This window comes from Spirillospora sp. NPDC127506 (genome assembly GCF_040302145.1).
Lineage (GTDB): Bacteria > Actinomycetota > Actinomycetes > Streptosporangiales > Streptosporangiaceae > Spirillospora.
In genome coordinates this window covers 17,959-42,385 of record NZ_JBEORG010000052.1, presented here as the reverse complement: position 1 = coordinate 42,385, position 24,427 = coordinate 17,959, and the positions used below count along the sequence as shown (strand labels likewise).

Genomic DNA, 24,427 nt, shown 5'->3' with positions numbered 1-24,427 from the left:
CACAACACACAACGCTCCACCCGCCACCGCTTGACAACCATAGAAGCATCCCGTCAGCGACGCAGGCGATCCTCGCGCCGCTGTTGCGGTCTGTCTTGCCTGTGACGGGCGTGCGCGGCGTCGCTGCGGTCGCCTGCGTCGCCGGGCATGCCCGCTCCGGGCGCAGAGCGCCCTCCGCGTGCCTGCCCGTGGCCGCCGCTTCGGTCTGCGCCCCGGCTCGGGTCTGGTCCAAGAGCGTGTGAATTGCGCTCGTCCAAAAGGCGTCCGCGTTCGTGTGGGCGCTGGAGTGCCCCCTGCGTGTGCCTGTCCGTGGCCGTGCTCGTCCAGAGGGCGCCCCCGGAACCTCGTGGGCGTCGCTTCGGGCTCTGCACCACGGCTCGGGGCTGATCCGAGAGAGTGTGAACTGCGCTCATCCAAAAGGCGTCTGCGGTCGTGCGGGCGCTGGAGCGGCTTCCGCGTGCCTGTCCGGTGTGGGCGCTTCAGTCAATGTTGCTGCTCGGGCTGGTTCGAGGGGTTTGTTCGTCCTCGTCTGAGAGAGACGTCCGCGGTTGTTTGGGCGTCTTTTGTGTTGCGGTGCGAGGTGGGCGATTCTCACGCCGCTTTTGTGGTTGGTTTCGGCTTTTGGGGCTCTGATGGTCAGGTCAGGGTGCCGTCCACCATGGCCCTGGTCAGGGTTCTGGCTTCTTCTAGGGTGAGTGTGTCGGGCGGGCGTGTCACCAGGGCGAAAAGGGCCGCGCCGTAGAGGGTGATCAGCGTCCGGACCTTTTCCCGGGAAGTTTCGAGGCCCAGGTCGCGGTGCATCTGGACGGTGAAGTCGAGGGTGGGTTCCGCTAGCTGCGCCAGCGCATCGTGCAGGTGGGGGCGGCGGGTCGCCTCCAGGGTCAGTTCGTAGATCGCCAGGTAGCGGACGCGTTGCTCCGTGGCCGCGTGGTGGAGGGACAGGGCGATCAGCTCGACGAGCATGTCGCGGTCGATCGGGGGCGGGGTTCCGTTCGCCGCGGCCGCCATGTCCTGCTTGTGCAGTTCGATCACGCGGTCGGCGGCGGCCTGGAGTAGAGCGTCCCGGCTGCGGAAGTAATTGGACGCGGTCCCCGGTGGAAGGCCCGCTCGTTCGTCCACCGAGCGGTGGCTCAGGCCGTGGATCCCCGAGCGGCCCAGCACCTCGATCGCGGCGTCGGCGAGGGCGCGGCGGCGCTCCAGGTTCTGCGGTGGGGGCACCCCGCAACGTTACCACTAGGAGATTAGTACTAACATCGTAGTGATAACGAGCTGAGGAGGCGCTGTGCGGGCACTGGTCATCGGTGCGGGGATCGGGGGTCTGGCCGCGGCCGTGGCCCTGCGCGCGGACGGGCACGAGGTGGCCGTCGCCGAGGCGGCGGACGGGCTGCGCACCGGCGGCGCGGCCGTGACGCTGTGGAGCAACGGGACCGGGATCCTGCGCGATCTCGGGGTGTCGCTGGAGGGCGCCGGCGCCCCGATCGACGTCCTGGAGCAGTGGGACGAGGGCGGGCGGCGGCTGGTCGCCATCGACGTCGGGCGGGCCGCGCGGGTCCACGGGCATCCGCACGTCTGCCTGCCGCGCAGGCGCCTGCTGGAACGGCTCGCGGACGCCCTGCCGGACGGCGTCATCGAGTTCGGCCGCGCGTGCACCGGCGTCTTCCAGGGCGGTGAGACGGTGCGGGCCAAGTTCGCGGACGGGTCGACCGCCGAGGCGGACCTGCTGGTCGGGGCCGACGGGCGGCGGTCGGTCGTCCGCGACCACCTGTGGAGCGGGGATCCGGCCGAGCCGAGCGGCTGGGGCACGTGGCAGGGGCTCGGCCCCATCCCGATCGACGTGGTCTCTTCGCGCACCGGGCTGATGATCACCGGCAGGGCCGGGAGCTGCGGGCTGATGCCCGCCGGGGAGGGGCTGCTGCAGTGGTGGTTCGACATGCCCTGGTCGCCGGACGATCCGCCGCTCACCGAGCCGCTCGGTGAGATCCGGCGGCGGTTCGGGCACTGGTGCGCACCCGTGCCGGAGGTCCTGGCGGCCCTGCGGGAGAGCGACGTGGAGCTCTTCCCGCACTACCGCCACCGCGTCCCGAAGACGTGGGGAAGCGGGCGCGTCACCCTCGCCGGCGACTCGGCGCACTCGATGCCGCCGACCCGGGCGCAGGGCGCCAACCAGGCCCTGGAGGACGCGTGGATGCTCGCGGCCGTGCTGAGGGAGGTGCCGGGCGACGTGCCCGCCGCCCTGCGCGAGTACGAGCGGAAGCGCTCGCGCGGGGCGGGCATCGTCGCCCGGCACGCCGGCCGGGAGGACATCAACCGGCTGCCCTCGTTCGTCACCCGCCTCCTCCCCGACGGCCTGGCCGGCGTCTACTACACGCGCTGGCTCGCGCAGATCAGCGACTTCCTGTGACTACGGCGCGGCCAGGGCCTCGGTCGGGGCGAGGCGCGCGGCGCGGACGGCCGGGTAGAGGCCCGCGACGGCGCCGATGACCAGGGTGGCGAGGACGCCGCCCGCCATCGCCCAGACCGGGACGACGGTCGGCCAGCCCTGCGTCACCGCGAAGACCGCGGTGACGACGATGCCGAGCGCCACGCCGCCGACGCCGCCGAGCCCCGCCAGCAGCTGCGACTCGGTGAGGAACTGCAGGCGGATCTGCCCGCGGGTCGCGCCGAGGGAGCGGCGCAGGCCGATCTCCGCGCGGCGCTCCAGCACGGAGATCACCATCGTGTTGGCGACCCCGACGCCGCCGACCAGCAGCGCGACGCCGCCGAGGCCGAGGAGCAGGCCGGTGAACGCCCGGTCGGTGGCGTTCCTGGCGGCGAGCGCGTCGGACGGGCGGCTCACCTCGACCTCGGTCGGGGCCTGCGGGTCGGCGGTCGCGGCGAGCAGGTTCCGCACCTTCTCCACCGCGTCCTCGCGGGCGCGGGTGTAGACGGTCGTGGGGTGGCCGTCGAAGCCGAGGCGGGCGACGGCGGCGTCCCAGCCGACGAAGGCGGCGGAGTCCGCCTCCGGCACCAGCTCGTTCGGTTCGAGGATGCCGACGACGGTGAACCACTGCGACCCGAGCCACACCTGGACGTTCGGCGCCGCCACGCCGAGGCGGTCGGCCGTCTCCGCGCCGAGCACCACGGCCGGGTACTTCGCCGTGCCCGCGTTGAGCCACGTGCCCGCGGCCGTCTTGAGGCCCACCGTCCGCGGCAGGTCGAGGCGGGCCGCGAGCACGGCGATGCCGCCGGTCTCCCCCTTCGGGATGTGGTCGTTGCGGTAGACGCTGACGTCGTCCAGCTTCCCGGTCGCCGACGCCGACTCGACGTCCGGCATCCGTGCCACCATGCCCACCGACGCCTCGGGCAGTTTCGCGTCCGCGCCGAAGAAGTCACGGCCGGGCCCGACCGTGAGGAGGTTGGTGCCGAGCCGGTCGAGGGTGGCCTGGAGCTGGGCGCGGCTGGACGTGGAGATGCCGACCACGCCGATCATCGCGGCGATCCCGATCGCGATGCCGAGCGCGGACAGGAACACCCGCATGGGGCGGGACCGAAGGCCGGCGGCGCCGACGCGGAGCACGTCCCCGGGGCCGAGCCGGGGCGGGGTCTCGGGGTTCACGGCGCGGCCTCCGCTCGTGCGCCGTCGCGGACGACGCGGCCGTCGCGCATCAGCACCTGGCGGGGCAGCAGCGTGGCGATGTCCCGGTCGTGCGTGATCAGCACCACGGTCGTGCCGCCGCCGGACAGCTCGCGCAGCAGGTCCAGGACCCCCGCGCCCGACGCCGAGTCCAGCGCGCCGGTCGGCTCGTCCGCCAGCAGCAGCGCGGGCTCGCCGACGGCCGCGCGGGCGATCGCCACCCGCTGCCGCTCGCCGCCGGACAGCTGGTGCGGCCGGTGGCCGAGGCGGTGCCCGAGCCCGACCCGTTCCAGCGCGCGGCGGGCGCGGCGGCGCCGCTGCGCGAGCGGCACGCCCGCGTAGAGCAGCCCGTCCGCGACGTTGTCGAGCGCGCTGACGCCGGAGGCGAGGTGGAACTGCTGGAAGACGAACCCGATCCGGCGGGCGCGCAGCGCCGACAGGCGCCGGTCCGGCAGCCCCGACACGTCCGTGCCCTCGACGAGGACGGTGCCGGCGCTCGGCCGGTCCAGCGTGCCGAGCAGGTGCAGCATCGTCGACTTCCCGGACCCGGACGGCCCGACGATCGCGACGAGCTCCCCCTCCTCCACCGCCAGCGACACGCCGTCCAGCGCGGTCACCCCGCCGGGGTAGGTCTTGGTGACCTCGCGGAGCTCCACCACCGGGCTCATGAGGGCACCCCCACCCTCATGCCCTCCTTCACGCCGGATCCGGAGATCTCGACGCGGCCGCCGGTGAAGACGCCGGTCTCCACGGGCACCGTGCGGACCCGCCCGTTCTCGACCACCTGGACGGCGTAGCCGCCGTCGCTCCGGGCGAGCAGCGCGCCGATCGGCACGGAGAGGACGCCGCGGTGCCGGTTCGCGGTGAGGCTCACCGTGACGGGCGCCTTGTCGTAGGAGCCGAGCGACTTCTGCGACCCGACGGAGATCTCCACCTCGACGGTCGCCGGCTCGCCCTCCTTGCCCTCCTCGGCGACCTTCCCGACCGAGGCGACCTCGCCCTTCACCGTGTCGCCGGACGGCAGCTCGACCTTCACCCCGGCGCCCTTCCTGACCAGCCGCCGGTACTGCACGTCGAGGTCGACGCTCACCACGCGGCTCGTGCCGGTGCAGGTGAGGACGGGTCCGCCGACCCGGTCGCCGACACCGGCCTTGCGCTCGGCCACCCTGATCCGGCCGGGCGCGACGACGGCCGCGCCCGGCGCGATCCGGCCGGTCTGCGCGACGCCGAGGTCGCTCTGCCAGCGCTTCACCGCCGCGGCGGTGGCCGCGCTGTAGGCGTCGTCCACGGTGAACCCGGCGTAGCCCAGGGCGCGCAGGTTCCGTTCGAGCTGCTCGACGTCGGCGCCCTCCTTTCCCGGGGTGAGGGTCCGGTACAGCGGCAGCCTCCCGTACAGCAGCGGCACGGGCTCGTCGTCGACCCGGTACACCGGGCGGCCGCGGGAGATCACGCTCCCGGGTGCGGGCAGCCAGGTGAGGGTGCCGTGCCCGGCGCCGGTGACGGTGCGCGTGCTGCCGTAGCCGAGCGTCCCGTCCACGTCCTTGGTCTCGACGAGGGTCGTCCGCTCGACCGTCGCGGTCGCCGGCGGCAGCGCGCTGCGCGCGGCGGCCGGCTCGCCGCCCCCGCCGAGGCCGGCGGTCGCGAGGCCGGCGCCGCCGACCACGACCGCCCCGGCGGCGCCGAGGACGACGGTGCGCGCCCTGGCCACTAGTCCTCGTCCTTCCTGCTGGTCAGGCCCATCCCGCCCGGCTGGAACCGGCCGCACGCCTTCTGCGCGGCCTTGTAGGCCGCACTGTCCGGGTCGATGCCGGTCCCGGGACCGGCCTTGAGCACCAGCCCGCCGTCGGGCTTGGGGTCGGGGAACTCGCCGATGCCGTGGTCGCGCATGCACTTGGAGAACGTGCGCAGCTTGGCGACCTCCTCCGGCTTGGGCTTCCTCGGCTTGCCGCCGTTCGGCATCAGGTGCGCGCACTTCTTCTGCGCCGCCTCGACCTCCCTGCTCTCCTTCGGGCCGCCGGACGCGCCGGGCCGGGCCGACGCGCGGATCTCCACCCGCCCGCCCTTCGGGTCGGGCATGTCCACCCCGTTCCGGCGCATGCACCGGGCGAACTCGCGCAGCTTCTCGTCGTCACCGGCGGCCTTGGCGGTGCCGCCCGCCCCGGCGCCGCCGTCGCCGCCGCACGCCTGCAGCCCGAAGGCGAGGGCGGGGACGAGGGCCAGCGCCGCGAGCGTCTGTCGTCGCATGGGTCGGTCTCCCTGGTCGGTTCCGCCGGCCGGTCCGCCGGCGGCGACCGCAAGTCCAGCGCCGCACCGGTAACCCCGGCGTAACCGGATCGCGTTATGCCCGCGTTACGCCCCGTCCCCCAAGCTGGGCCGGCAGGCAGACGGAGCTGGACAGGGGACGGCGGACGTGCGGGTACTGATCGCCGAGGACGAGCGGATGCTCGCCGATTCGATCGCCGAGGGGCTGCGGGGCGAGGCCCTCGCCGTGGACGTGGTCTACGACGGGGACGCCGCGCTCGAGCGCCTCGGCGTGAACGACTACGACGTGCTGGTCCTGGACCGCGACCTCCCGGTGGTGCACGGCGACGACGTGTGCCGCGCGGTCGTGGAGTCCGGGGCGCTCGTCCGGGTGCTGATGCTCACCGCCGCCGTCACCGTCCCGGCGCGGGTCGACGGGCTGCGGCTCGGCGCCGACGACTACCTCACCAAGCCGTTCGCGTTCGAGGAGCTGGTGGCGCGGGTCCAGGCGCTCGGGCGGCGCTCCCGCCCGGCGGCGCCCCCGGCGCTGGAGCGCGCCGGGATCCGGCTCGACCCGTCCCGCCGGGAGGTGTACCGGGACGGCCGGTACGTCCACCTGGCGCGCAAGGAGTTCGGGCTGCTCGCCGAGCTGCTGCGCGCGGACGGGGCGGTCGTGTCCGCCGAGCGGCTGCTTGAGAAGGTGTGGGACGAGCACACCGACCCGTTCACCAACACCGTCCGGGTGACGCTGATGAAGCTGCGCCGCAAGCTCGGCGATCCCCCGGTCATCGAGACCGTCCCGGGAGCGGGGTACCGGATCCCATGACGAGGCTCGCCGAGCGGCTGCGGCCGACGATCCGGATGCGGCTGACCCTGCTGTACACCGGCCTGTTCGTGGGCACGGGGATCGTCCTGCTGGGCCTGACGTACCTGCTGGTGCAGAACAACCTCCAGCGGCAGGCGGAGCCCCCCGACCGGCTGTTCACCGCCGGGACCGAAGCCCCCGCGGGCTCGTCGCGGGTCGTCGCGGTCCCCGGCGAGCCGTCGCGGGCCGACGTCCAGCGGGTGCTGGTCGCCGGGCGCGAGGACTACCAGCGGGAGACGCTGAACGCGCTGCTGACGCAGGGCGGCATCGCGCTCGGGCTGGTCGGCGCGGCCGGGCTCGGGTTCGGCTGGCTGCTCGCCGACCGGGCGCTGCGCCCGGTCCACGCGATCACCGACACGGCGCGGCGGGTGGCGCGCAGCCACGACCTCACCGAGCGGATCTCCTACGAGGGGCCGCGCGACGACGTCAAGGAGCTGGCCGACACCTTCGACACCATGCTCGGCCGGCTCGCCCGGGCGTTCGACGGGCAGCAGCGGTTCGTCGCGAACGCCTCGCACGAGCTGCGCACCCCGCTCGCCATCAACCGGACGCTCATCGACGTGGCGGTGCGCCGCCCGGACGCCACCGACGACGTCAAGCGGCTCGGCGAGTCGCTGCTGGTGGTGAACGGCCGGCACGAGCGGCTGATCGACGGGCTGCTCACCCTCGCCGGCACCGAGAACGCGGTGGCGGACGCGGCGCCGCTCGACCTCGCGGACGTCGCCGGGCACGTCCTGGAGCAGGCCGGGCCCGAGGCGCGGGCGCGGGGCGTGACCACCGACCGGCGGCTCGGCCCGGCGCCAACGTCCGGCGATCCGGTGCTGGTGGAGCGGCTGGTGCAGAACCTCGTGGAGAACGCGATCCGGCACAACCACGACGGCGGCGACCTGTCGGTCACCACGCGCGGCCGGGACGGGTGGGCCGAGATCGCCGTCGCCAACACCGGACCGGTCGTCCCCGGCTACGAGGTCGAGACGATCTTCGAGCCGTTCCGGCGGCTCGGCAACGACCGGGTGCGGTCCGACCGCGGCGCCGGGCTCGGGCTGTCGATCGTGCGGGCGACCGCGACGGCGCACGGCGGCACGGTGACGGCGTCCCCGCGGCCGGGCGGCGGCCTCACCGTGACCGTCCGCCTGCCGTCCCGGACGCCCGCCGCCGGCGATGCGGCGCCGGGGCTGAAAGACTCGGCCCGATCCGGGTAGCGTCATTGCAATGACCAGTGCGCAACTGCTCACCGACGGGTTCGGCAGGGTCCAGGGGGTCGTCCACGCGGCGGCCGGCGGGCTCACCGCACGGCAACTCGCCTACCGGCCCGCCGAGGGCGCCAACTCCATCGCGTGGCTCATCTGGCACCTCACCCGCATCCAGGACGACCACGTCGCCGATGTCGCCGGCACCGCGCAGGCGTGGACCGAGGACGGGTGGGCCGACCGGTTCGGGCTCCCGCTCGACCCGGCCGACACCGGGTACGGGCACACCTCCGATGAGGTCGCCTCGGTCCGGGTCGAGTCGTCCGGCCTGCTGACGGGCTACTACGACGCCGTCCACGACCGGACCGTGAAGTACGTGTCCACGGTGACCGACCCCGACCTGGAGCGCATCGTCGACCGCTCGTGGGACCCGCCGGTCACCCTCGGCGTCCGCCTGATCAGCGTGCTCTCCGACGACCTGCAGCACGCGGGCCAGGCCGCCTACATCCGCGGCCTGCTCGAACGGGGCTGACCGCCGCGACCGCTACGCGTCCTTCAGCGGGACGCGCCACACCAGGATCGTGCCGCCGCCGGGCCGGGGACGCGTGCCGAACGAGCCGCCGTGGTCCTCGGCCCGCTCGCGCATGTTGCGCAGGCCGCTGCGGCGGCCGCCCTCGGGGATGCCGACGCCGTCGTCCTCGACCCGCAGCGTGAGGTCCTCGCCGACGTCGATGACCACCGCCGCCTCGGAGGCGCGGGCGTGCCGGGCGACGTTCGACAGCGCCTCCTGGAGGACCGCGAGCAGCTGCTCGCCGATCGCCTCGTCGACGGCGGTGTCCAGCAGCCCGGCGAGCCGCACGGACGGCGCGAACCCGAGCCGCTCGGCGGCGTCGTCGATCAGCTTGTGGACCCGGCTGCGCAGCGACTTCTCGTCCGGCGGCGCCTGCAGCGCGAAGATGGTGGAGCGGATCTGCCGGATCGTGTCGTCCAGGTCGTCCACCGCGCGCTGCACCCGCGTCGCGACCTCCGCCTTCTGGGTGATCTTGATGGCGGCCATCAGCGTCATCGCTGTCGCGAACAGCCGCTGGATGACGGTGTCGTGCAGGTCCTTGGCGATGCGGTCGCGATCCTCCAGCAGCGCGAGCCGCTCGGTGTCGCGGCGCCGGTCGGCCAGCTCCAGCGCGACCGCCGCCTGCCCGGCGAACGCCTCCAGCAGCCGCTGCGTCCCCTCGGAGAACAGCGCGCCGCCCGGCGGGTTGATGACGGTGATCGCGCCGCGCGCGGACGCGCCGGTGCCGAGCGGCACCACCAGCAGCGGCCCGACCGGCAGTCCGGTCGGCGCGCCGGCCTCCCGCACCGCCGCGGCGCCGTCGGCCAGCCGCAGCGGCGCCCCGTCGGCGAACACCCGGCCCGACACCGACCGCTCCAGCGGGAGCCGCTTGCCGCGCAGGTGGTGGGCCCCCTCGCCGTCGGCCGCCTCCAGCACGGCCTCCCCGGCCGCCTCGTCGACCAGCGTCACGCTGCTCACCCGCGCGTCGGCGATCTCGCGGGCGCGGCGGGCGACCAGGTCGATGACGTCGTGCGGGTCGGTGCCCGACAGCAGCGTGGTGGAGATCTCGGCGGACGCCTCCAGCCACCGCTCGCGGCGCCGCGCCTCCTCGTACAGGCGGGCGTTCTCGATGGCGACGCCCGCGGCCGTGGCCAGCGCGGTCACCACGACCTCGTCCTCCTCCTCGAAGGGGCCGCCGCCGGCCTTCTCGGTGAGGTACAGGTTGCCGAACACCTCGTCGCGCACCCGGATCGGCACGCCGAGGAACGTCCGCATCGGCGGATGGTTCGGCGGGAAGCCGGAGGAGGCGGGATGCTCGGTCAGGTCCGGCAGCCGCAGCACGCGCGGCTCCCGGATCAGCAGGCCGAGGATGCCGTCGCCGTGCGGCCAGTGCCCGATCGCCTCGATCTCCTCGTCGCTCACCCCGGTCGTGACGAACCGGACGAGCCGCTCGCCCTCCTCGCCGATGACGCCGAGGGCGCCGTAGCGGGCGTCGACCAGGGTGGTCGCGGCGTCCACGATCCGCCGCAGCACCGTCGCCAGATCCAGCTCGCTGCCGATCGAGACCACGGCCTCCAGCAGCGCGTGCACCCGGTCGCGCGTCGACCGGGCCGCCTCCAGCCGGGTGTGCAGCTCGGCCAGCAGATCGTCCAGCTTCAGCTCCGGCAGGACGAGCCGTGCGCGCTCCGCCCCGGAGCGGGAGTCCTCACTCACACCGCCAGTATTCCCGTGTTCCGCCGAACACTGAATCTGGGTCGGCTACAGACCCGGGCCGGCGGCCCCTCCGGCCCGGCGTTCCCGCACCGCCGAGGCGATGAGGCGGGACCAGCGGGGGCCGATGCGGCCGATGTCGTGCCGGCGCGCGGCCCGCAGCGCCCGCTCGCCGAGGCGGTCGCGCAGGCCCGGGTCGGTGATCAGCTTGCGGAGCGCCGCGGCGAGGGCGTCGACGTCCCCGGCGGGGACGAGCAGCCCGTCCTCGCCCGGGGTGATCAGCTCGGCGGGGCCGTGCGGGCAGTCGAACGCCACGACCGGCAGGCCCATGCCCATCGCCTCGATCACGACCATCGGCATGCCCTCCCGGCGCGAGGACAGCGCGAAGACCGAGGCGCGCCGCATCTCGGCCGGCAGGTCGGGGGTCCTGCCGCGCAGTTCGACCCGGCCGGTGAGGCCGAGCTCGCCGATCAGCGCGCGGAGCCGGTCCCGCCGCACCCCGGAGCCGAAGACGCGCAGGGTCCAGCCGGGATGCTCGGCGGCGATCGGCGCGAAGGCGCGCAGGAGCAGGTCGAAGCCCTTCGCGTGGACGAGCCGTCCGGCCGCCAGCACGACGTCGTGCTCGCGGCCGGACGGCGGACCGGGCAGCGGCGGCGCCGCGTTCGGGAGCCGGACGACGCGGACGCCGGAGCCGGCGAGCGCCCGCGCGTAGTCGGCGCGGGCCGCCTCGGTGAGCGTGGCGAGCACGGTGAGCCGCCGGTACGCGCGCACGACCTGCCGGCGGAGCGCGGGCCGGTAGGAGCCGAGGCTCATGTGGTCCTGCCCGATCGTCGCGACGCCGCGGGGGCCGAGCTCGGCGGCCAGCAGGACGAGGGAGGGCCGGGTCCCGATGAGCACGTCCGCCGGCGCGCCGTAGAGGGCGCGCAGGAGGCGCACGTCCGTCCAGAGGCTCACCTGCCGGAACGACGCCTCGTCGGCCGGCACGAGGACGCTGGGCAGCCGGGCCAGGACGCGGGCCGCGCGGTTCCCGCGGGCGAGGCCGTCGTCCGCGTAGGACACCGCGACCCCGGAGGGCAGCGGGAAGAACGGCCTGCGGCTCCGCCGCAGCACGCTGACGATCTCGACGTCGTGGTCGCGGGCCAGGTGGCCGCACAGGTTGAGCACCGTGCGGATCGTGCCGCCCGTCCCGTGCGCGTTCTGCAGCAGGACGCGCACGCGCGGCCGGCCCCCGGGCGGCGGGACGCGCCGCCGCCAGCGCAGCGGGCGCAGCGCCCAGAGGGCCGCGCGGCGCACGGCGCGGTGGGCCCCGCGCCGGACGCGGCGGCGCAGTCGCAGCGGTCGTGGTCGCAGCGGTCGCGCGGACTCGTTCACCGGGTCCCCGATCGTAGACGGCCGTGTCCCGGCCCTTTTCCCGATCGCGGGCCGGTCAACGCCAACCGGGGGTCAATGTCGTGCGAGGTCCGATCGTGCGCGGGTCGGCGGCCTCCGGCGTCAGCCGGTGGAGACGGTGCGGTCGAGGGCGCTGCCCTTCACCCACCGGCTCCACGACATCTCGTAGTAGCTCCAGCCGTTGTTCCAGTCCAGGCTGCGCTTGCTGCCGGTGATGATCACCGGGTCGCCGCGGTAGGAGAAGTTGTAGAACCACTTGGCGTCCTTGGGCGGGGAGTTGACGCAGCCGTGGCTGACGTTCTGCCGCCCCTGCGCCCACACGGTCGAGGCCATCGAGTGGACGTACTCGCCGGTGCTGGAGATCCGCACCGCGAACGGGATGACCTCCTTGTAGCCGCCGTTCTTCTTGTCCTCGGGGTCGACGCCCATCCACTCCGACGTCATGACCGCCGGGTTTTCCTTGCCCATCGTCAGGTGGATGCCGCTGGTGGTGAGGTAGGTGTCGACACCGTTGACCACGCGGCCGCCCCGGCCGGCGCTGATGGGCCAGCTGCGGACCTTCTTGCCGTTCTTCTTGACGACGGCCTTCTTGGTCTTGGTGCTGATGTGGGTGATGTGGGAGTCGCCGATGCGGAAGCTGCGCGTGAAGTCGGAGTAGCCGTACGTCCCCTTGCCCGACTTCACCCCGGCGAGCTTGGCGCGGAGCGAGACCTTCTGGTTGGGCTGCCAGTACTGGCCGTTCTTGGTGCGGAAGACGACGGTGGTGTCGTTCATCCAGAACCACGCGCCGGTCGCGGGCTTGGTGGACTTGACCTCCAGGGCCTTCTCCACGGCCTTCTTGTCGGAGACCGCGCGGTTGAAGACGACCTGGATCGGCATGCCGACGCCGACCTTCTCGTTCTTGCTCGGCGTGACGTCGATGATCTCCAGCTTGTTCGCCGCTTTCCGCGTCGCGAACGTGGCGTTGACCGTCGCCGACTTGCCCTGCGGGCTCTTGGCGACCGCGGTGACCTGGTACTTGGCGCCGGGCCGCAGCGTGCGCGACTTCCACTTGGTCTTGTCGGCGGCCATCTCGCCGGACACCGGCTTGCCCTTGAGGGTCACGGTGACCTGCTCCAGCGTGCCGCCCGCGGCCGTGACGACGACCCCGTCCTCGGGCGCGGCCTTGGTGTTGCCGTCTCCCGGGTTGATCGTCACCTGCGGGACGTTCGCGTCCGCCTTCTCCCCGACGGTGACGCCGGAGTCCTTCTCACCGCCCCCGCTGCAGCCCGCCGTGAACAGCAGCATGACCCCCGCGATCCCCGCGCCAGCCCGAACTCCTGCGGAAACCCTCCGCTGCACTGCAACCTCCAGTGACCCCGCCGTCTACCTGAGAGACATTAACGGCAAAATTCGCTGATCATGCCATGAGCCGGGGTTTTGGCGGGTGTCCGAGATCAAAGCGTTGCAAGGCGGCCGCCGTCTAGCGGAGGGCGCTGCCCTGGCGCCACTCGTCGAACGGCAGCTGCCAGAAGCTCCAGCCGTTGTCCCACTCGACCTCGCGGTCCGATCCGGTGAGCTTGATGATGTCACCGCGCTGCGCGATGTCGTAGTACCACTTGGCGTTGGACGGGCTGACGTTGAGGCAGCCGTGGCTGACGTTCGCCGACCCCTGCGAGCCGACCGACCAGGGCGCGGAGTGGACGTACTCGCCGCTGCTGGAGAACCTGACCGCGTAGTTGACGACCGTCTTGTAGTAGCCGGGGTCGCCCTCCTGGCGGCCGGGCGAGGTCATCGTGACCGGGTTGCCCTTCTCCATCAGCAGGTGGACGCCGCTGGTGGTGGTGAACTCCCGGGTCTGCCCGTTGCCGGCGCTGAACGGGATCGTCCGCAGCTTCTTGCCGTCCCTCGTCACGGTCATCTGGTGGCCGGCGATGTTCCCGGTGGTGATCTGCTCGGCGCCGATGGTCATCGTCGCCTGGGCGTCCTTGGCCCCGTACACGCCGCCGCCCGCGTTCACCCCGGCCAGCGCCGCGTGGAAGCGGACGGTCTGGTGCGGCTGCCAGTACGTCTTGGTCCGGTAGACGACCTGGTCGGGCGCCAGCCACCGCCAGGCGCCCTCGACCGGCTTGTCCGGGGTGACGCGGAGCGTCCGCTCCACGGCCGCCTTGTCGGTCACAGGGCGGTCGAAGCGGACGAAGATCGGCATCCCGACGCCGACCTTCTCCCCCTCGACGTTCGGGGTGACGTCCACGATGGACAGCGTCTGGGCCGGCTTGAGCGTGGTGAACGAGCTCGTCACCGTACGGGTCTTTCCGCCGTCGCGGGCCTGCGCGGTGACCGTGTAGGACGTCCCGGGCGTCAGCGTCCGGGTGGAGCGCCACGTCTTGCGGCCCTTTCCGAACTTCCCGGTGACCGCGGCGCCCCCGCCCCGCACCGTGACGTTCTGCAGCTTGCCGCCCGAGGACTTCACCTCGATGGTGCCGTCCGGCTTGACCTGCGCGGTCCCGTTGGCCGGGGTGATCGTCACCGCGGTGTCCGACCCGCCCGAGGCGAGCCTGCCCTCGCCGCCGATCGAGCAGCCGGTCACGAGCAGCGCCACCGCGCCCGTCCCGCCGGCCAGCACGACCCCCGTACGACCCTTGATCGCCACAAATCCCCCAAACCCGTCAAATTCACCCCGTGTCGGTGAATCCACCTACACATAGAGACGCCCCGAACCGGGCTCGGGTTCGGGGCGTTTCCGACGGGAAACCGCTGCTCAGGCGGGCGTGGACGGGACGGGCGCGGAGGGGACGGGCGCGGACGGGGCCGGCTCGCGGTTCATGCGGCGCACCAGGCGCTTGAAGCCCCAGACCGACAGCGCGATGCCGATCGCGCCGAGGCCGGTGACGATCCCGGTGCGGATCCACAGGTACATGCTGATCGACTCGTTGAACAGCATCCAGAGGCTGACGCCGACGTTCGCCAGCAGGACCGCCGACCACAGCAGCGAGATGCGCAGGAAGAACTGGTGGACTCGCGCGTGCTTGTAGAACGCGTCGGGGATCGGCGCCATGTCCTTGGCGAGCTTCATCGCGAGGGGCTTCCCGAGCGGCACCGAGGCGAGGAACGCCAGGCTCACGCAGAGCGTGCCGAGCGTCGGCTGCAGGAAGTAGATGACCGCGCTGTGCGTGGCCGCCGCCAGGCCCGCGCGGACGGTCACGCCGACCGCGGCCAGCAGCAGCATCCCCGACACCGGGTGGCCGCGCACGTAGCGGTAGACGATCCCGCCGTAGACCCAGGCGACGGCGGCGACCAGCGCGCCGTTCAGCCCGAGCAGCATGAGCGCGGCGTAGAACACCGCCACCGGGGCGATCACGCCCTCCAGGAAGCGCGGCAGCGCGTGCGCGAGCATCGCGGTCACCCGCGGCAGCTCGAACACGTGGTGGCCGCCGGCCGGCCCGTGGCCGGTCTGCTCCTGGGGGGCCCGGGTCAGGCCGCCCTGCGCCTCGGGCGCCGGGACCTCCGCCGCCGGGGGCGGGTCCGCGGGCGCGGTCGCCGTGGGTTCCATCGAGTGCTGTGCTCCCCGATCGACATGCATGGACTCGGATGTGCTCACGATTCGCACCACCGTACGTGATGATCCGCACGTGTCCGACCGTTTTCGAACGATCCGCACCGTGCGGCTTGCTCCACCCTTAGTTCGGGCGGAGCGGCCTCCGAGTGCGGGTCGCGGCCGAATGCGGCCAGAGTCGAACCAGTGCCTCCGGCTCCAACTCCGACTCTAGGTGCCCACCGGCTCGCGCCTTATCCGGGGTCGCCCGCCGCCCCTCACGCGGGGACGTCGCTCGCGGACCGGACGTCCCTGGCGGCGGCGTAGATGGCGCGCAGGGTCACCGCCACCGACGGCCTGCGCACGCTCGCGGTGCGGGTGACGGCGTACACCTCGCGGGCCAGCGTGCACTCGGGGATGCGGCGCACCGCCACGCCGCGGTCGCCGGCGGCGAGCGCCAGCGCGGGCACCGCGGTGATGCCGATCCCCCGGGCCACCAGGCTGAGGATCGTGTGCAGCCCCTCGAACTCCCACGGCACGGGGCGGGCGCCGCCCACGGTGTCCAGCAGCCGCTCGACGGCCTGCCGGGACGGCTCGCCGGGCGGCGCGGCCATCCACGGCTCCTCGCGCAGCCGCTCCAGGTCGACCGGGCGGGCCGGGTCCGACATCGGATGCGTGTCCGGCACCACCAGGACGAGCGGGTCGCGGCGCAGATGGAAGAACTCCAGCGCGGCGGGCGCCTGGTCGGGGACCTTGCCCGTCCAGTCGTCGATGAGCGCGATGTCGACCTCGCCGCTCTGCACCTGGCGGATGCCGGCGCCGGGCACGGTCTGCCGCAGCACGAACGTCAGATCGGGATGCTCGCCGAGGCTGCGCGCCAGCGCGGGCGCGAAGGCGACGGCCGCGGTCGGGAAGGCGGTGACCACGATGCGCCCCGACGGGGCGTCGGCCTGCGCCGACAGCTCCGCCTCGGCGGCCTCGACCAGGCTCAGGATGTCCTCGGCGCGCTCGGCGAGGCGGCGCCCGGCGTCGGTGAGCTCCGCGCTGCGGGCGGTGCGGTCCAGCAGCGGGACGCGGGCCTCCCGCTCCAGCGCGGCGAGCTGCTGGGAGACGGCCGAGGGCGTGTAGCCGAGGGCCGCGGCGGTCGCCGCGATGCTGCCGCGGCGGGCGAATTCGGCGAGCAATCTCAGGCGACGCAGTTCAAGCATCACAACATCTTACGGTAACCATCGATGAGACTCGCTTGTAATGATGCTTGCAGAGGGCAAGAGTTGTAGCGAGCCCGGCCGGGTCACAACGGGGAATTCCACGGTCACCCACCGTTATTTCAGCATGCCCTTTGGAGCATTGATGCCTGCCCAGAATGAGTCCGCGTCCGTCCGGCCGCTGTCGTTCGCCCCGCGCCCGGTCCCGCTGTCGGCGACGCTCGCCGTGAACGAGGCGATCGCCCGCAAGCGCAGGGAGGGCGAGCGCGTGCTCCCCCTCGGCTTCGGGGAGGCCGGGATCCCCATACATCCCGCGCTGACCCGCGAGCTGGAGTCGGCCGCCGGCCGCGGCTCCTACGGCCCGGTCGCCGGGTCCGCGGCGCTGCGCGCCGCCGCGGCCGGCTACTGGGCGCGGCGCGGGCTGCCCACCGACCCGTCCGCGGTCGTCGCCGGGCCGGGCAGCAAGCCGCTGCTGTTCGCGCTGCTGACCTCCCTCGGCGGCGACGTCGTCGTGGCGGCGCCGAGCTGGGTGAGCTACGCGGCGCAGGCGTCGCTGGCCGGCGCGGAGCCGATCCGCGTCGCCACCCCGCCGGGCGAGGGCGGGGTGCCGAGCCCGGCGCTGCTCGCCGACGCGGTGGTGCGGGCCCGCGCGCGGGGAAGGGACGTGCGCGCGGTCGTGGTGACGCTGCCCGACAACCCGACGGGGACGCTGGCGTCCGAGGAGACCGTCCGGCGGCTGTGCGCGGTCGCGCGCGAGCACGACCTGGTCGTCCTGTCCGACGAGATCTACCGCGACCTGGTGCACGCGCCGGGCCGGACGGTGCCGAGCCCGGCCCTGTACGCGCCGGAGCGGACCGTCGTGACCACGGCGCTCAGCAAGAGCCTGGCGGCGGGCGGCTGGCGGATCGGCGTCGCGCGGCTGCCGGACGGGCCGTTCGGCCGCGCGCTGCGCGACAGCCTGCTCGGGGTGGCGAGCGAGCTGTGGTCGAGCGCCCCGGCCCCGATGCAGCACGCCGCCGCCTACGCGTTCGCCGAGCCGCCCGAGCTCGTGGAGCACATCGACCGCAGCCGCCGGCTGCACGCCGCGGTCGCCGGCGCGGTCGCCGACCGGTTCGCGGCGGCGGGCGCGCGGCTCCGGCGGCCGGAGGCGGCCTTCTACGTCTACCCCGACTTCGGGCCGCTGCGGGACGTGCTGCGCGAGAACCACGGCGTCCGCACGGCGGCCGACCTCACGGGCCTGCTGCTGGAGCGCTACGGGGTCGGCGTCCTGCCGGGCAGCTCGTTCGGGGACGCGCCGGCGGCGCTGCGCATGCGGGTCGCGCCGAGCCTGCTCTATGGGGAGGACGACGAGCAGCGGCTCGCCGCGCTGGCGTCCCCGGCGCCGGCGTCCCTGCCGTGGATCGCGAGCGCGCTGGACCGGCTCGGCGAGGTGCTCGCCGACCTGACCGTCAGCGTCACCGCCGGCGAGCCCGCCCTCGCGTAGGGGCTCGCGTAGGGGCTCACGCAGGGGGTCGTACAGGGGGTCGTACAGGGGGTCGTACAGGGGGTCGTACAGGGGCCGCACAGGGGCCGCACAGGGGTGCGCTCTATGCCGCGGGCCGCCCGGTCGCCGGGCGGCCCGCGGGACGCCGCGTGACCCGCCGCGTGACCCGCTGTCCGAGCCGCTGTGTGAAGGGCCGGGCGCGCACCGTCACGCCCCGCGGACGGCGGCCGGGAACGGCCGCTCGGCGGTTCCCCGCCCGGTCCGACCGGCACGGATAAGCGTGGTGTAAGGTCCAACGACGCACGGGGCGAACGTCACTAATCGACCAGCGGCAGGGCAAGGGGCGCCGGTCCTCCCTGCCCGTGGTGACCCGGGACGAGCGCGAAGCCACGCGAGTGATGAAAGAAGGCGAGGGGGCCCGTCATGAGGCATGCACGGGACGGGGCTGCCGCGGCGATGAGCGCCGCCTCCAGGATTCTGGTCGCGCGGGGCAAGAACGAGCCGCAGGAGATGGAGAACCCCGACGTCGCGTGGGGCCAGCGGGCCCGTGACGGGGTGTGGGTGCCGACACGGGACGGTCAGCGCATCCACCTCGGCATCGACGCCACCGCCGCCGACACGGTCGCGCAGGTGCTGCGCCCGAGCCTGCGGGTCTTCGTCGGCGTGGACGTCGACACCGACATCGTCGCGCAGACCACGGCCGGCGGGGTGCGCCTGCTCACGGTGATCCACGGGCCCGACGCCCCCTCGGAGTTCCGGTTCGCCGTGTCCCTGGCCGACGGGCTGGCCCTGGAGTCGATGCCGTCCGGCGGCTACGACGTCGTCCACCTGCGCTACGGCGCGACCGTGGGCCGGCTCTACAACCCGTGGGCGAGCGACTCGATGTTCCGCCAGGTGAAGGCCGACTACACGCTCGACGGCACGTCGGTCACGATGCGCGTGCAGCACACCGACGCCTACTACCCGGTCGTCGCCGACCCGCACTACGAGCGCTGACGGCGGCCGGCGGGCGTTCCGCGGCAGGACGCCCGGCCACCTGGCCGGACGCCCGGCCACCTGGAACGTTCCGGCCGGATCGGGCCACCGGACGCCACGGCGCGTCCGGTGGGGCGGCCCCCTGCGCGCGGGGGCCACGTCATAGGGTGGGGCCCACGGGCCGCGTTCCGGCACCGGCGAGGAGGCCGGGAGCACGACCGCCCCGGTCCCCCGAGACTGGAGTCATCGTGATCTTCACCCATGACACCGAGCACGCGCTCGCCGTCGTCGTCGACCTGATCAACACCGGCCCGGCCGCGTCCGGCGCCGAGCGGCTCGGCGGGCTGCCCGGGCTGCGCGCGTTCGTGGACCGCAACGCGTTCAGCGACGTGGGCGAGCTCACCGAGGCCGACCGGCTCCAGGTCCTCGACCTGCGCGCGCGGTTCCACGAGGTGTTCCGCGCGGGCGACGTCCCGTCCGCCGTCCGCCGGATCAACGCGATCGTCGGCGAGGTCCGCACCACCCCGCACCTGACCGACCACGACGGCTACGACTGGCACGTGCACTTCTTCGCGCCCGGCGCGCCGCTCGGCGAGCACCTGGCCGCCGACTGCGGGATGGCGCTGGCGTACGTGGTGGCGGCGGGCGAGCTGGACCGGCTGCGCACCTGCGAGGCGCCGGACTGCGCGCGCGTCCTGGTCGACCTGTCCCGCAACCGCTGCCGCCGCTACTGCGACAGCCGCACCTGCGGGAACCGCATGCACGTCGCGGCCTACCGCGCCCGGCAGCGGGAGGCGGCGCACTAGCCGGTCAGGGCGGCGACCGCCGCCAGGGCGCGGCGGGCGGCGGGGACGTCGTGGACGCGGAAGACGCGGGCGCCGAGCAGCGCCGACACGCCGAGGACGGCCACGGTGCCGACGCCGCGCCGGTCGACGGGGCGGCCGAGCGTCTCGCCGATGAAGTCCTTGTTGGACACCGCGACCAGCACCGGCCACCCGGTGGCGGTCAGCTCGCCCAGCCGCCGGGTGATCTCCAGCGACTGGCGGGTGTTCTTGCCGAAGTCGTGCGCGGGGTCGATGAGGATCGCGTCGCGCCGCACCCCGAGCGCGACGGCGCGCTCGGCCTGCGCGGTCACATGGGCGACGACGTCCGCGACGACGTCGGCGTAGCCGATCCGGTGCGGCCGGGTGCGGGGGGCCAGGGGGCCGGCGTGCGCGCAGACCAGCCCGATGCCGTGCGCGGCGGCGACCTCGGCGAGGCGCGGGTCCGGCCCGCCCCAGGTGTCGTTGAGCAGGTCGGCGCCGGCGCGGGCGACCGCCTCGCCGACCTCGGCGCGCCAGGTGTCGACGCTGATCACGACGCGCGGGTGCCGCTCGCGGACGGCGGCGACGAGGTCCACCACCCGGCGCAGCTCCTCGGCGACGCCGACGTCGGCGCCGGGACCGGCCTTCACCCCGCCGATGTCCACGATGTCGGCGCCGGCGTCGACGGCCCGGCCGACGGCGTCCAGGGCGGCGTCGAAGCCGTAGGTGGCGCCCCTGTCGAAGAACGAGTCGGGCGTGCGGTTGACCACCGCCATGATCGCGTGCGGGCCGATGTCGCGCCCGTTCAGCCGCAGCGGCGGCATGTCCGGAGAGCTCATGATGGGTATCACCGTGGCACAGGGGCGTCCCGGCGGGCGAACCAGAAGTGAATTCGGTTCAAAGGGAGCCCTCCCTCGTCATCCCCCCGTCGTGGTCGGTAATCTCATATTTCACGCTCGTTGCGGGTTCACCCGTGGTGAGCCCCGCATCGGACTTATTTCAGCCATGGAGGATCCGCTGTCCAGGCGAGCACTCATCACCGGCATCACCGGACAGGACGGCTCGTATCTGGCCGAGCATCTGCTTGAGCTGGGATACGAGGTCTGGGGCCTGGTGCGGGGGCAGGCGAACCCCCATGTGTCGCGGCTGCGCAAGCACATCGGCGACGTGCAGATCACCACCGGCGACCTGCTGGATCAGGGCAGCCTGATCTCGGCGGTGGAGCGGGTGCAGCCCGACGAGGTCTACAACCTGGGCGCGATCTCCTACGTCCCCATGTCGTGGCAGCAGGCCGAGCTCACCGCCGAGGTCACCGGCATGGGCGTGCTGCGGATGCTGGAGGCGATCCGCGTGGTGTCGGGCATCAGCCCGTCCCGCACGCCGGGCCGCGAGCAGATCCGCTTCTACCAGGCGTCCTCGTCGGAGATGTTCGGGATGGTGCGGGAGACGCCGCAGAACGAGAAGACGCCGTTCCACCCGCGCAGCCCGTACGGGGTCGCGAAGAGCTACGGGCACTACATCACGCAGAACTACCGCGAGTCCTACGGGATGTTCGCGGTCAGCGGGATCCTGTTCAACCACGAGTCTCCGCGCCGCGGCGCCGAGTTCGTGACGCGGAAGGTGTCGCTGGGCGCGGCGCGCATCAAGCTGGGCCTGGCCCAGGAGCTGCGCCTCGGCAACCTGGACGCGCGGCGCGACTGGGGCTACGCCGGCGACTACGCCCGCGCGATGCGGCTGATGCTCGCCCAGGACTCCCCCGAGGACTACGTCATAGGAACGGGTCAGACCCAGTCGGTGCGGGAGCTGGTGGAGTTCGCGTTCCGCACGGCGGGCCTGAACTGGGAGGACCACGTCGTCCTGGACGCGAAGTACACCCGCCCCGCCGAGGTCGACCTGCTGTGCGCGGACCCGAAGAAGGCCCGCGAGCAGCTCGGCTGGGAGCCGGAGGTCACGTTCGAGAGCCTGGTGACGATGATGGTCGAGTCGGACCTGCGGCTGCTGTCGGAGTCCGCGCGGCCCGAGGACGAGCCGTTCAGCCCCGATCATTGGTGATCCGCTTACCCGCCGCGTGGCACGATGCAGATATGACCACTTGTGAGCATGTTGCGTCGGTTCCGGCGGTAGACCCCTCCCCCCACACGCAGGGGTGCCAGGAGTGCCTGGAGGAGGGCACCCGGTGGGTGCACCTGCGGCTGTGCCTCGGCTGCGGGCATGTGGGCTGCTGCGACTCCTCCCCGATGCGGCATGCCACGGCGCACTTCCAGAAGGAGGGGCACCCGATCGTCCGGTCGTTCGAACCGGGCGAAGACTGGCGCTGGTGCTTCGTCGACGAGCAGATCGTCTGATGCCGGACGTCCCGCTGCGGAGCGGGCCCGGACGCTGGATCCTGCTGGCGACCGTGCTCGGGTCGGGCATGGCGCTGCTCGACTCCACGGTCGTGAACGTCGCGCTGCCCAGCCTGGCCCGCGACCTGGACGCCGACATGGCCGGGCTGCAATGGACCATCAACGCCTACACGCTGACGCTCGCCGGGTTCATCCTGCTCGGCGGTTCGCTCGGCGACCGGTTCGGCCGGCGCCGGGTGTTCGTCATCGGCGTGGTGTGGTTCGCGGCCGCGTCGGTGCTGTGCGGGCTGGCGGCGAACATCGAGATGCTGATCATGTCCCGGGCGCTGCAGGGAATCGGCGGGGCGCTGCTCACGCCGGGCTCGCTGGCGATCATCCAGTCGTCGTTCGCGCCCGACGACCGGCCCCGCGCGGTCGGCGCCTGGTCGGGCCTCGGCGGCGTCGCGGCGGCGATCGGGCCGTTCGCGGGCGGCTGGCTGGTGGAGGCGGCCGGGTGGCGGTGGGTGTTCCTGCTGAACGTGCCGTTCGCCGCGGTCGTGGTGGCGGTGTCGCTGCGGCACGTCCCGGAGAGCGCCGACCCCGACGCCCACGGGCGGTTCGACGTGCTCGGCGCCGCGCTGGCGGCGCTGGGGCTGGCCGGGACGACGTACGCGCTCACCGAGGCGCCGGGCGGGACCGCCGCGCCGCCGGTCATCGGGACCGCCGCCGCGCTGGGCCTGGCGGCGTCCGCGGCGTTCGTGCTGGTCGAACGGGTGCGCGGGAAGGGCCGGCGGCTGCCCGGCGCGCGGCGCGGGCCGGAGGTGCCGCAGCCGATGCTGCCGCTCGGCGTGTTCGCCTCCCGGCAGTTCTCCGCCGTCAACGTGGTGACGTTCCTGATGTACGGCGGGATGGGCGTGATGTTCTTCCTGCTGGTCCTCGACCTGCAGGTCGTCGGGGGGTTCTCGCCGGTCGCGGCGGGGGCGGCGCTGCTGCCGGTGACCGTGCTGATGCTGCTGCTGTCGGCGCGGGCGGGCGCCCTCGCGCAGAAGATCGGGCCGCGGCTGCCGATGACCGCGGGCCTGGTGGTGGCGGCCGCCGGGATGCTGCTCGTCGCCCGGATCGGGCGGGACGCCTCCTACCTGCGGGACGTGCTGCCCGCCGTGGTGGTGTTCGGGCTCGGGTTGTCGGCGACGGTCGCGCCGCTCACCGCGACCGTGCTCGCCACCGCGGACGCCCGCCACGCGGGCCTGGCCAGCGGGGTGAACAACGCGGTGGCCCGCGCCGCGGGGCTGTTGGCGGTGGCGGCGATCCCGCCGCTGGCCGGGCTGACCGGCGACGCGTTCGCGAACCCGGAGGACTTCTCCAGCGGGTTCGGGGTCTCGATGGCGGCGTGCGCCGTGCTGCTCGCCGCCGGCGCCGCGCTGACCTTCTTCACCATCGCCGACGACGCGCTGCGCACCCCGTCCGGGGAGACGGTGGCGCCCGAGTGCATGAGGCACTGCGCCGTCGGCGCGCCCCAGCTGCAGCCGGAGCCGGAGAGCGTCCCGTCCGCCGAGACCGCCGGGGGCAGGGCGCCGGGCACGAGCCCCTGACCGGGGGGCGAGCCGATTCCGGGGGCCGATTCCGGCTATGTCCAGGACCGCAGCGGTTCGGTGGCATACGGTCGGCACATGAATCTGCGGCAGCTGCGCTATGTCGTGGCGACCGCCGACCACGGCACCATGACGTCGGCGGCCCAGGCTCTCTACGTGGCCCAGCCCGCGCTCTCGCGGGCCGTGCGCGAGCTGGAACGCGAGCTCGGCGTCGAGCTGTTCGCCCGCTCCGGCCGCGGCGTCGTCCTCACCCCCGTCGGCGAGCAGGTCGTCCGGCAGGCCCGCGTCGCGCTGGACGCCGTCGAGGCGATCGAGGGGCTGTCGGTGGCCCGCGCCGACGGGCGCGGCGCGGAGCTGCGCATCGCCGTCACCGCGTCGCTGGAGCCGGAGCTGACCGGGCGGCTCGTCCCCCGCTTCGCCCGGCACCAGCCGGCCGTCCGGGTCCGGGTGGTCCGCTGCGAGGACCGCGACCGCGTCGCGGCGGCGGTGCGCGCGGGCCGCGCCGACCTCGCGCTCACCGACCTGCCCGTCCCCGGCGACATGTCCGCGCACCCGTTCGAGCAGCGGGAGGTGGTGCTGGTCTCGCCGCCCGCGCTGAAGGTCCGCGAGCCGGTGCCGCCGGCGGCGCTGGACGGCATGCGGCTCGTGCTGCCCGCCCGCGGCACCGCGCTGCGCGCCGAGATCGACGCGCTGCTGCGCCGGGTCGGCGCCGCCCCGGTCGCCGCGGTGGAGTCCGACGAGCGGGGCGCGTGGCTCGGCTGCGTCCGCGCCGGGATGGGCTCCCTGCTGTGGTACCGCAACCAGATCGACGACACCGAGGGGGTGGCGGTCCGCTCGTTCATGCCGCCGATCACCCGGATGACCGGGCTCGTCCACGCGCACCGCCGGCTGCCGCCGGCCGCCCGCGACTTCCTGACCTTCGCCAAGGAGGCGGGGCGCGACACACACTGACGGGCCGCGCACCGGCGTGCCG

At 73.9% G+C, this 24,427-nt stretch carries 23 protein-coding genes; 11 read left to right on the top strand and 12 right to left on the bottom strand.

The window, feature by feature from the left end:
• Nucleotides 1-636: 636 nt before the first annotated feature.
• A complete protein-coding gene (locus tag ABTW95_RS31830) occupies nucleotides 637-1,218 on the bottom strand; it encodes a TetR/AcrR family transcriptional regulator (protein WP_500228251.1) in 582 nt (193 codons plus the stop codon).
• Between the two features lie 64 nt (nucleotides 1,219-1,282).
• Here ABTW95_RS31830 and ABTW95_RS31825 point away from each other — a divergent pair, with 64 nt between their 5' ends.
• Nucleotides 1,283-2,401, top strand: a complete 1,119-nt coding sequence (locus ABTW95_RS31825) for an FAD-dependent oxidoreductase (RefSeq protein ID WP_500228250.1) — start codon at nucleotides 1,283-1,285, stop codon at nucleotides 2,399-2,401.
• Here the strand turns inward: ABTW95_RS31825 and ABTW95_RS31820 are convergent, their stop codons facing one another.
• From ABTW95_RS31820 to ABTW95_RS31805, 4 genes are read right to left on the bottom strand one after another with little or no spacing between them, the layout of a single operon-like run.
• A complete protein-coding gene (locus tag ABTW95_RS31820) occupies nucleotides 2,402-3,595 on the bottom strand; it encodes an ABC transporter permease (RefSeq protein ID WP_500228249.1) in 1,194 nt (397 codons plus the stop codon).
• Nucleotides 3,592-4,281, bottom strand: coding sequence for an ABC transporter ATP-binding protein (locus tag ABTW95_RS31815; protein ID WP_396450668.1), 690 nt, complete (start codon nucleotides 4,279-4,281; stop codon nucleotides 3,592-3,594). Before ABTW95_RS31815 ends, ABTW95_RS31820 begins: the two co-directional genes overlap by 4 nt.
• The gene (locus ABTW95_RS31810) at nucleotides 4,278-5,321 is read right to left on the bottom strand and encodes a peptidoglycan-binding protein (protein ID WP_500228248.1); all 1,044 of its coding nucleotides are present in this window, start codon (nucleotides 5,319-5,321) and stop codon (nucleotides 4,278-4,280) included. Before ABTW95_RS31810 ends, ABTW95_RS31815 begins: the two co-directional genes overlap by 4 nt.
• On the bottom strand, nucleotides 5,321-5,857 hold the full coding sequence (locus ABTW95_RS31805; RefSeq protein ID WP_500228247.1) for a hypothetical protein: 537 nt from the start codon (nucleotides 5,855-5,857) through the stop codon (nucleotides 5,321-5,323). The genes ABTW95_RS31810 and ABTW95_RS31805 overlap by 1 nt, the downstream gene beginning before the upstream one ends.
• A gap of 166 nt (nucleotides 5,858-6,023) precedes the next feature.
• On the opposite strand from ABTW95_RS31805, the gene ABTW95_RS31800 reads away from it, so the two are divergent.
• The 3 genes from ABTW95_RS31800 to ABTW95_RS31790 are packed head-to-tail and all read left to right on the top strand — an operon-like array spanning nucleotide 6,024 to nucleotide 8,441.
• Nucleotides 6,024-6,680: a response regulator transcription factor gene (locus ABTW95_RS31800; protein ID WP_396450662.1), complete on the top strand. Its 657-nt coding sequence runs from the start codon at nucleotides 6,024-6,026 to the stop codon at nucleotides 6,678-6,680.
• Nucleotides 6,677-7,921: a sensor histidine kinase gene (locus tag ABTW95_RS31795; RefSeq protein ID WP_500228246.1), complete on the top strand. Its 1,245-nt coding sequence runs from the start codon at nucleotides 6,677-6,679 to the stop codon at nucleotides 7,919-7,921. Before ABTW95_RS31800 ends, ABTW95_RS31795 begins: the two co-directional genes overlap by 4 nt.
• A 10-nt stretch (nucleotides 7,922-7,931) precedes the next feature.
• Nucleotides 7,932-8,441 (top strand): mycothiol transferase, encoded by a 510-nt coding sequence (locus tag ABTW95_RS31790; protein ID WP_500228245.1) that lies wholly within the window; start codon nucleotides 7,932-7,934, stop codon nucleotides 8,439-8,441.
• 12 nt (nucleotides 8,442-8,453) lie between these two features.
• Here the strand turns inward: ABTW95_RS31790 and ABTW95_RS31785 are convergent, their stop codons facing one another.
• From ABTW95_RS31785 to ABTW95_RS31760, 6 genes are all read right to left on the bottom strand, one after another.
• Complete coding sequence (locus tag ABTW95_RS31785; protein WP_500228244.1) at nucleotides 8,454-10,172, bottom strand: sensor histidine kinase; 1,719 nt, start codon at nucleotides 10,170-10,172, stop codon at nucleotides 8,454-8,456.
• Nucleotides 10,173-10,217: 45 nt separating this feature from the next.
• The gene (locus ABTW95_RS31780) at nucleotides 10,218-11,540 is read right to left on the bottom strand and encodes a glycosyltransferase family 4 protein (RefSeq protein ID WP_396450655.1); all 1,323 of its coding nucleotides are present in this window, start codon (nucleotides 11,538-11,540) and stop codon (nucleotides 10,218-10,220) included.
• 120 nt (nucleotides 11,541-11,660) lie between these two features.
• Nucleotides 11,661-12,845: a L,D-transpeptidase gene (locus ABTW95_RS31775; protein WP_396450654.1), complete on the bottom strand. Its 1,185-nt coding sequence runs from the start codon at nucleotides 12,843-12,845 to the stop codon at nucleotides 11,661-11,663.
• Nucleotides 12,846-13,020: 175 nt separating this feature from the next.
• Nucleotides 13,021-14,190 (bottom strand): L,D-transpeptidase, encoded by a 1,170-nt coding sequence (locus ABTW95_RS31770; protein ID WP_500228243.1) that lies wholly within the window; start codon nucleotides 14,188-14,190, stop codon nucleotides 13,021-13,023.
• A 108-nt stretch (nucleotides 14,191-14,298) separates the two neighbouring features.
• A complete protein-coding gene (locus ABTW95_RS31765; protein ID WP_396454688.1) occupies nucleotides 14,299-15,090 on the bottom strand; it encodes a VC0807 family protein in 792 nt (263 codons plus the stop codon).
• 260 nt (nucleotides 15,091-15,350) lie between these two features.
• On the bottom strand, nucleotides 15,351-16,280 hold the full coding sequence (locus ABTW95_RS31760; protein WP_396450648.1) for a LysR family transcriptional regulator: 930 nt from the start codon (nucleotides 16,278-16,280) through the stop codon (nucleotides 15,351-15,353).
• 142 nt (nucleotides 16,281-16,422) lie between these two features.
• Here ABTW95_RS31760 and ABTW95_RS31755 point away from each other — a divergent pair, with 142 nt between their 5' ends.
• The 3 genes from ABTW95_RS31755 to ABTW95_RS31745 all read left to right on the top strand — a co-directional run bounded on the left by ABTW95_RS31755 (nucleotide 16,423) and on the right by ABTW95_RS31745 (nucleotide 19,541).
• Nucleotides 16,423-17,760, top strand: coding sequence for a pyridoxal phosphate-dependent aminotransferase (locus ABTW95_RS31755; protein ID WP_500228242.1), 1,338 nt, complete (start codon nucleotides 16,423-16,425; stop codon nucleotides 17,758-17,760).
• Nucleotides 17,761-18,183: 423 nt separating this feature from the next.
• Nucleotides 18,184-18,756: a hypothetical protein gene (locus ABTW95_RS31750; RefSeq protein ID WP_396450645.1), complete on the top strand. Its 573-nt coding sequence runs from the start codon at nucleotides 18,184-18,186 to the stop codon at nucleotides 18,754-18,756.
• A 227-nt stretch (nucleotides 18,757-18,983) separates the two neighbouring features.
• Nucleotides 18,984-19,541 (top strand): CGNR zinc finger domain-containing protein, encoded by a 558-nt coding sequence (locus tag ABTW95_RS31745; RefSeq protein ID WP_396450643.1) that lies wholly within the window; start codon nucleotides 18,984-18,986, stop codon nucleotides 19,539-19,541.
• Here ABTW95_RS31745 and folP read toward each other — a convergent pair.
• The gene (gene folP / locus ABTW95_RS31740; protein ID WP_396450641.1) at nucleotides 19,538-20,377 is read right to left on the bottom strand and encodes a dihydropteroate synthase; all 840 of its coding nucleotides are present in this window, start codon (nucleotides 20,375-20,377) and stop codon (nucleotides 19,538-19,540) included. The two genes, ABTW95_RS31745 and folP, sit on opposite strands and share 4 nt — an antisense overlap.
• Before the next feature lie 178 nt (nucleotides 20,378-20,555).
• Here folP and gmd point away from each other — a divergent pair, with 178 nt between their 5' ends.
• From gmd to ABTW95_RS31720, 4 genes are all read left to right on the top strand, one after another.
• A complete protein-coding gene (gene gmd, locus ABTW95_RS31735) occupies nucleotides 20,556-21,590 on the top strand; it encodes a GDP-mannose 4,6-dehydratase (RefSeq protein ID WP_396450675.1) in 1,035 nt (344 codons plus the stop codon).
• Between the two features lie 32 nt (nucleotides 21,591-21,622).
• Complete coding sequence (locus tag ABTW95_RS31730; RefSeq protein ID WP_396450640.1) at nucleotides 21,623-21,883, top strand: ubiquitin carboxyl-terminal hydrolase 14; 261 nt, start codon at nucleotides 21,623-21,625, stop codon at nucleotides 21,881-21,883.
• A complete protein-coding gene (locus ABTW95_RS31725; protein WP_396450638.1) occupies nucleotides 21,883-23,454 on the top strand; it encodes an MFS transporter in 1,572 nt (523 codons plus the stop codon). Before ABTW95_RS31730 ends, ABTW95_RS31725 begins: the two co-directional genes overlap by 1 nt.
• Nucleotides 23,455-23,532: 78 nt before the next feature.
• Nucleotides 23,533-24,405 (top strand): LysR family transcriptional regulator, encoded by an 873-nt coding sequence (locus tag ABTW95_RS31720; RefSeq protein WP_396450636.1) that lies wholly within the window; start codon nucleotides 23,533-23,535, stop codon nucleotides 24,403-24,405.
• Nucleotides 24,406-24,427: the final 22 nt, after the last annotated feature.

Bases quoted from the DNA above. Each gene is read 5' to 3' on its own strand.
- ABTW95_RS31815 (WP_396450668.1), bottom strand. From the start codon at position 4,281: ATGAGCCCGGTGGTGGAGCTCCGCGAGGTCACCAAGACCTACCCCGGC.
- ABTW95_RS31805 (WP_500228247.1), bottom strand. From the start codon at position 5,857: ATGCGACGACAGACGCTCGCGGCGCTGGCCCTCGTCCCCGCCCTCGCC.
- ABTW95_RS31795 (WP_500228246.1), top strand. From the start codon at position 6,677: ATGACGAGGCTCGCCGAGCGGCTGCGGCCGACGATCCGGATGCGGCTG.
- ABTW95_RS31790 (WP_500228245.1), top strand. From the start codon at position 7,932: ATGACCAGTGCGCAACTGCTCACCGACGGGTTCGGCAGGGTCCAGGGG.
- ABTW95_RS31775 (WP_396450654.1), bottom strand. From the start codon at position 12,845: ATGCTGCTGTTCACGGCGGGCTGCAGCGGGGGCGGTGAGAAGGACTCC.
- ABTW95_RS31765 (WP_396454688.1), bottom strand. From the start codon at position 15,090: ATGGAACCCACGGCGACCGCGCCCGCGGACCCGCCCCCGGCGGCGGAG.
- ABTW95_RS31760 (WP_396450648.1), bottom strand. From the start codon at position 16,280: ATGCTTGAACTGCGTCGCCTGAGATTGCTCGCCGAATTCGCCCGCCGC.
- ABTW95_RS31755 (WP_500228242.1), top strand. From the start codon at position 16,423: ATGCCTGCCCAGAATGAGTCCGCGTCCGTCCGGCCGCTGTCGTTCGCC.
- ABTW95_RS31750 (WP_396450645.1), top strand. From the start codon at position 18,184: ATGAGGCATGCACGGGACGGGGCTGCCGCGGCGATGAGCGCCGCCTCC.
- folP (WP_396450641.1), bottom strand. From the start codon at position 20,377: ATGAGCTCTCCGGACATGCCGCCGCTGCGGCTGAACGGGCGCGACATC.
- ABTW95_RS31730 (WP_396450640.1), top strand. From the start codon at position 21,623: ATGACCACTTGTGAGCATGTTGCGTCGGTTCCGGCGGTAGACCCCTCC.
- ABTW95_RS31725 (WP_396450638.1), top strand. From the start codon at position 21,883: ATGCCGGACGTCCCGCTGCGGAGCGGGCCCGGACGCTGGATCCTGCTG.
- ABTW95_RS31720 (WP_396450636.1), top strand. From the start codon at position 23,533: ATGAATCTGCGGCAGCTGCGCTATGTCGTGGCGACCGCCGACCACGGC.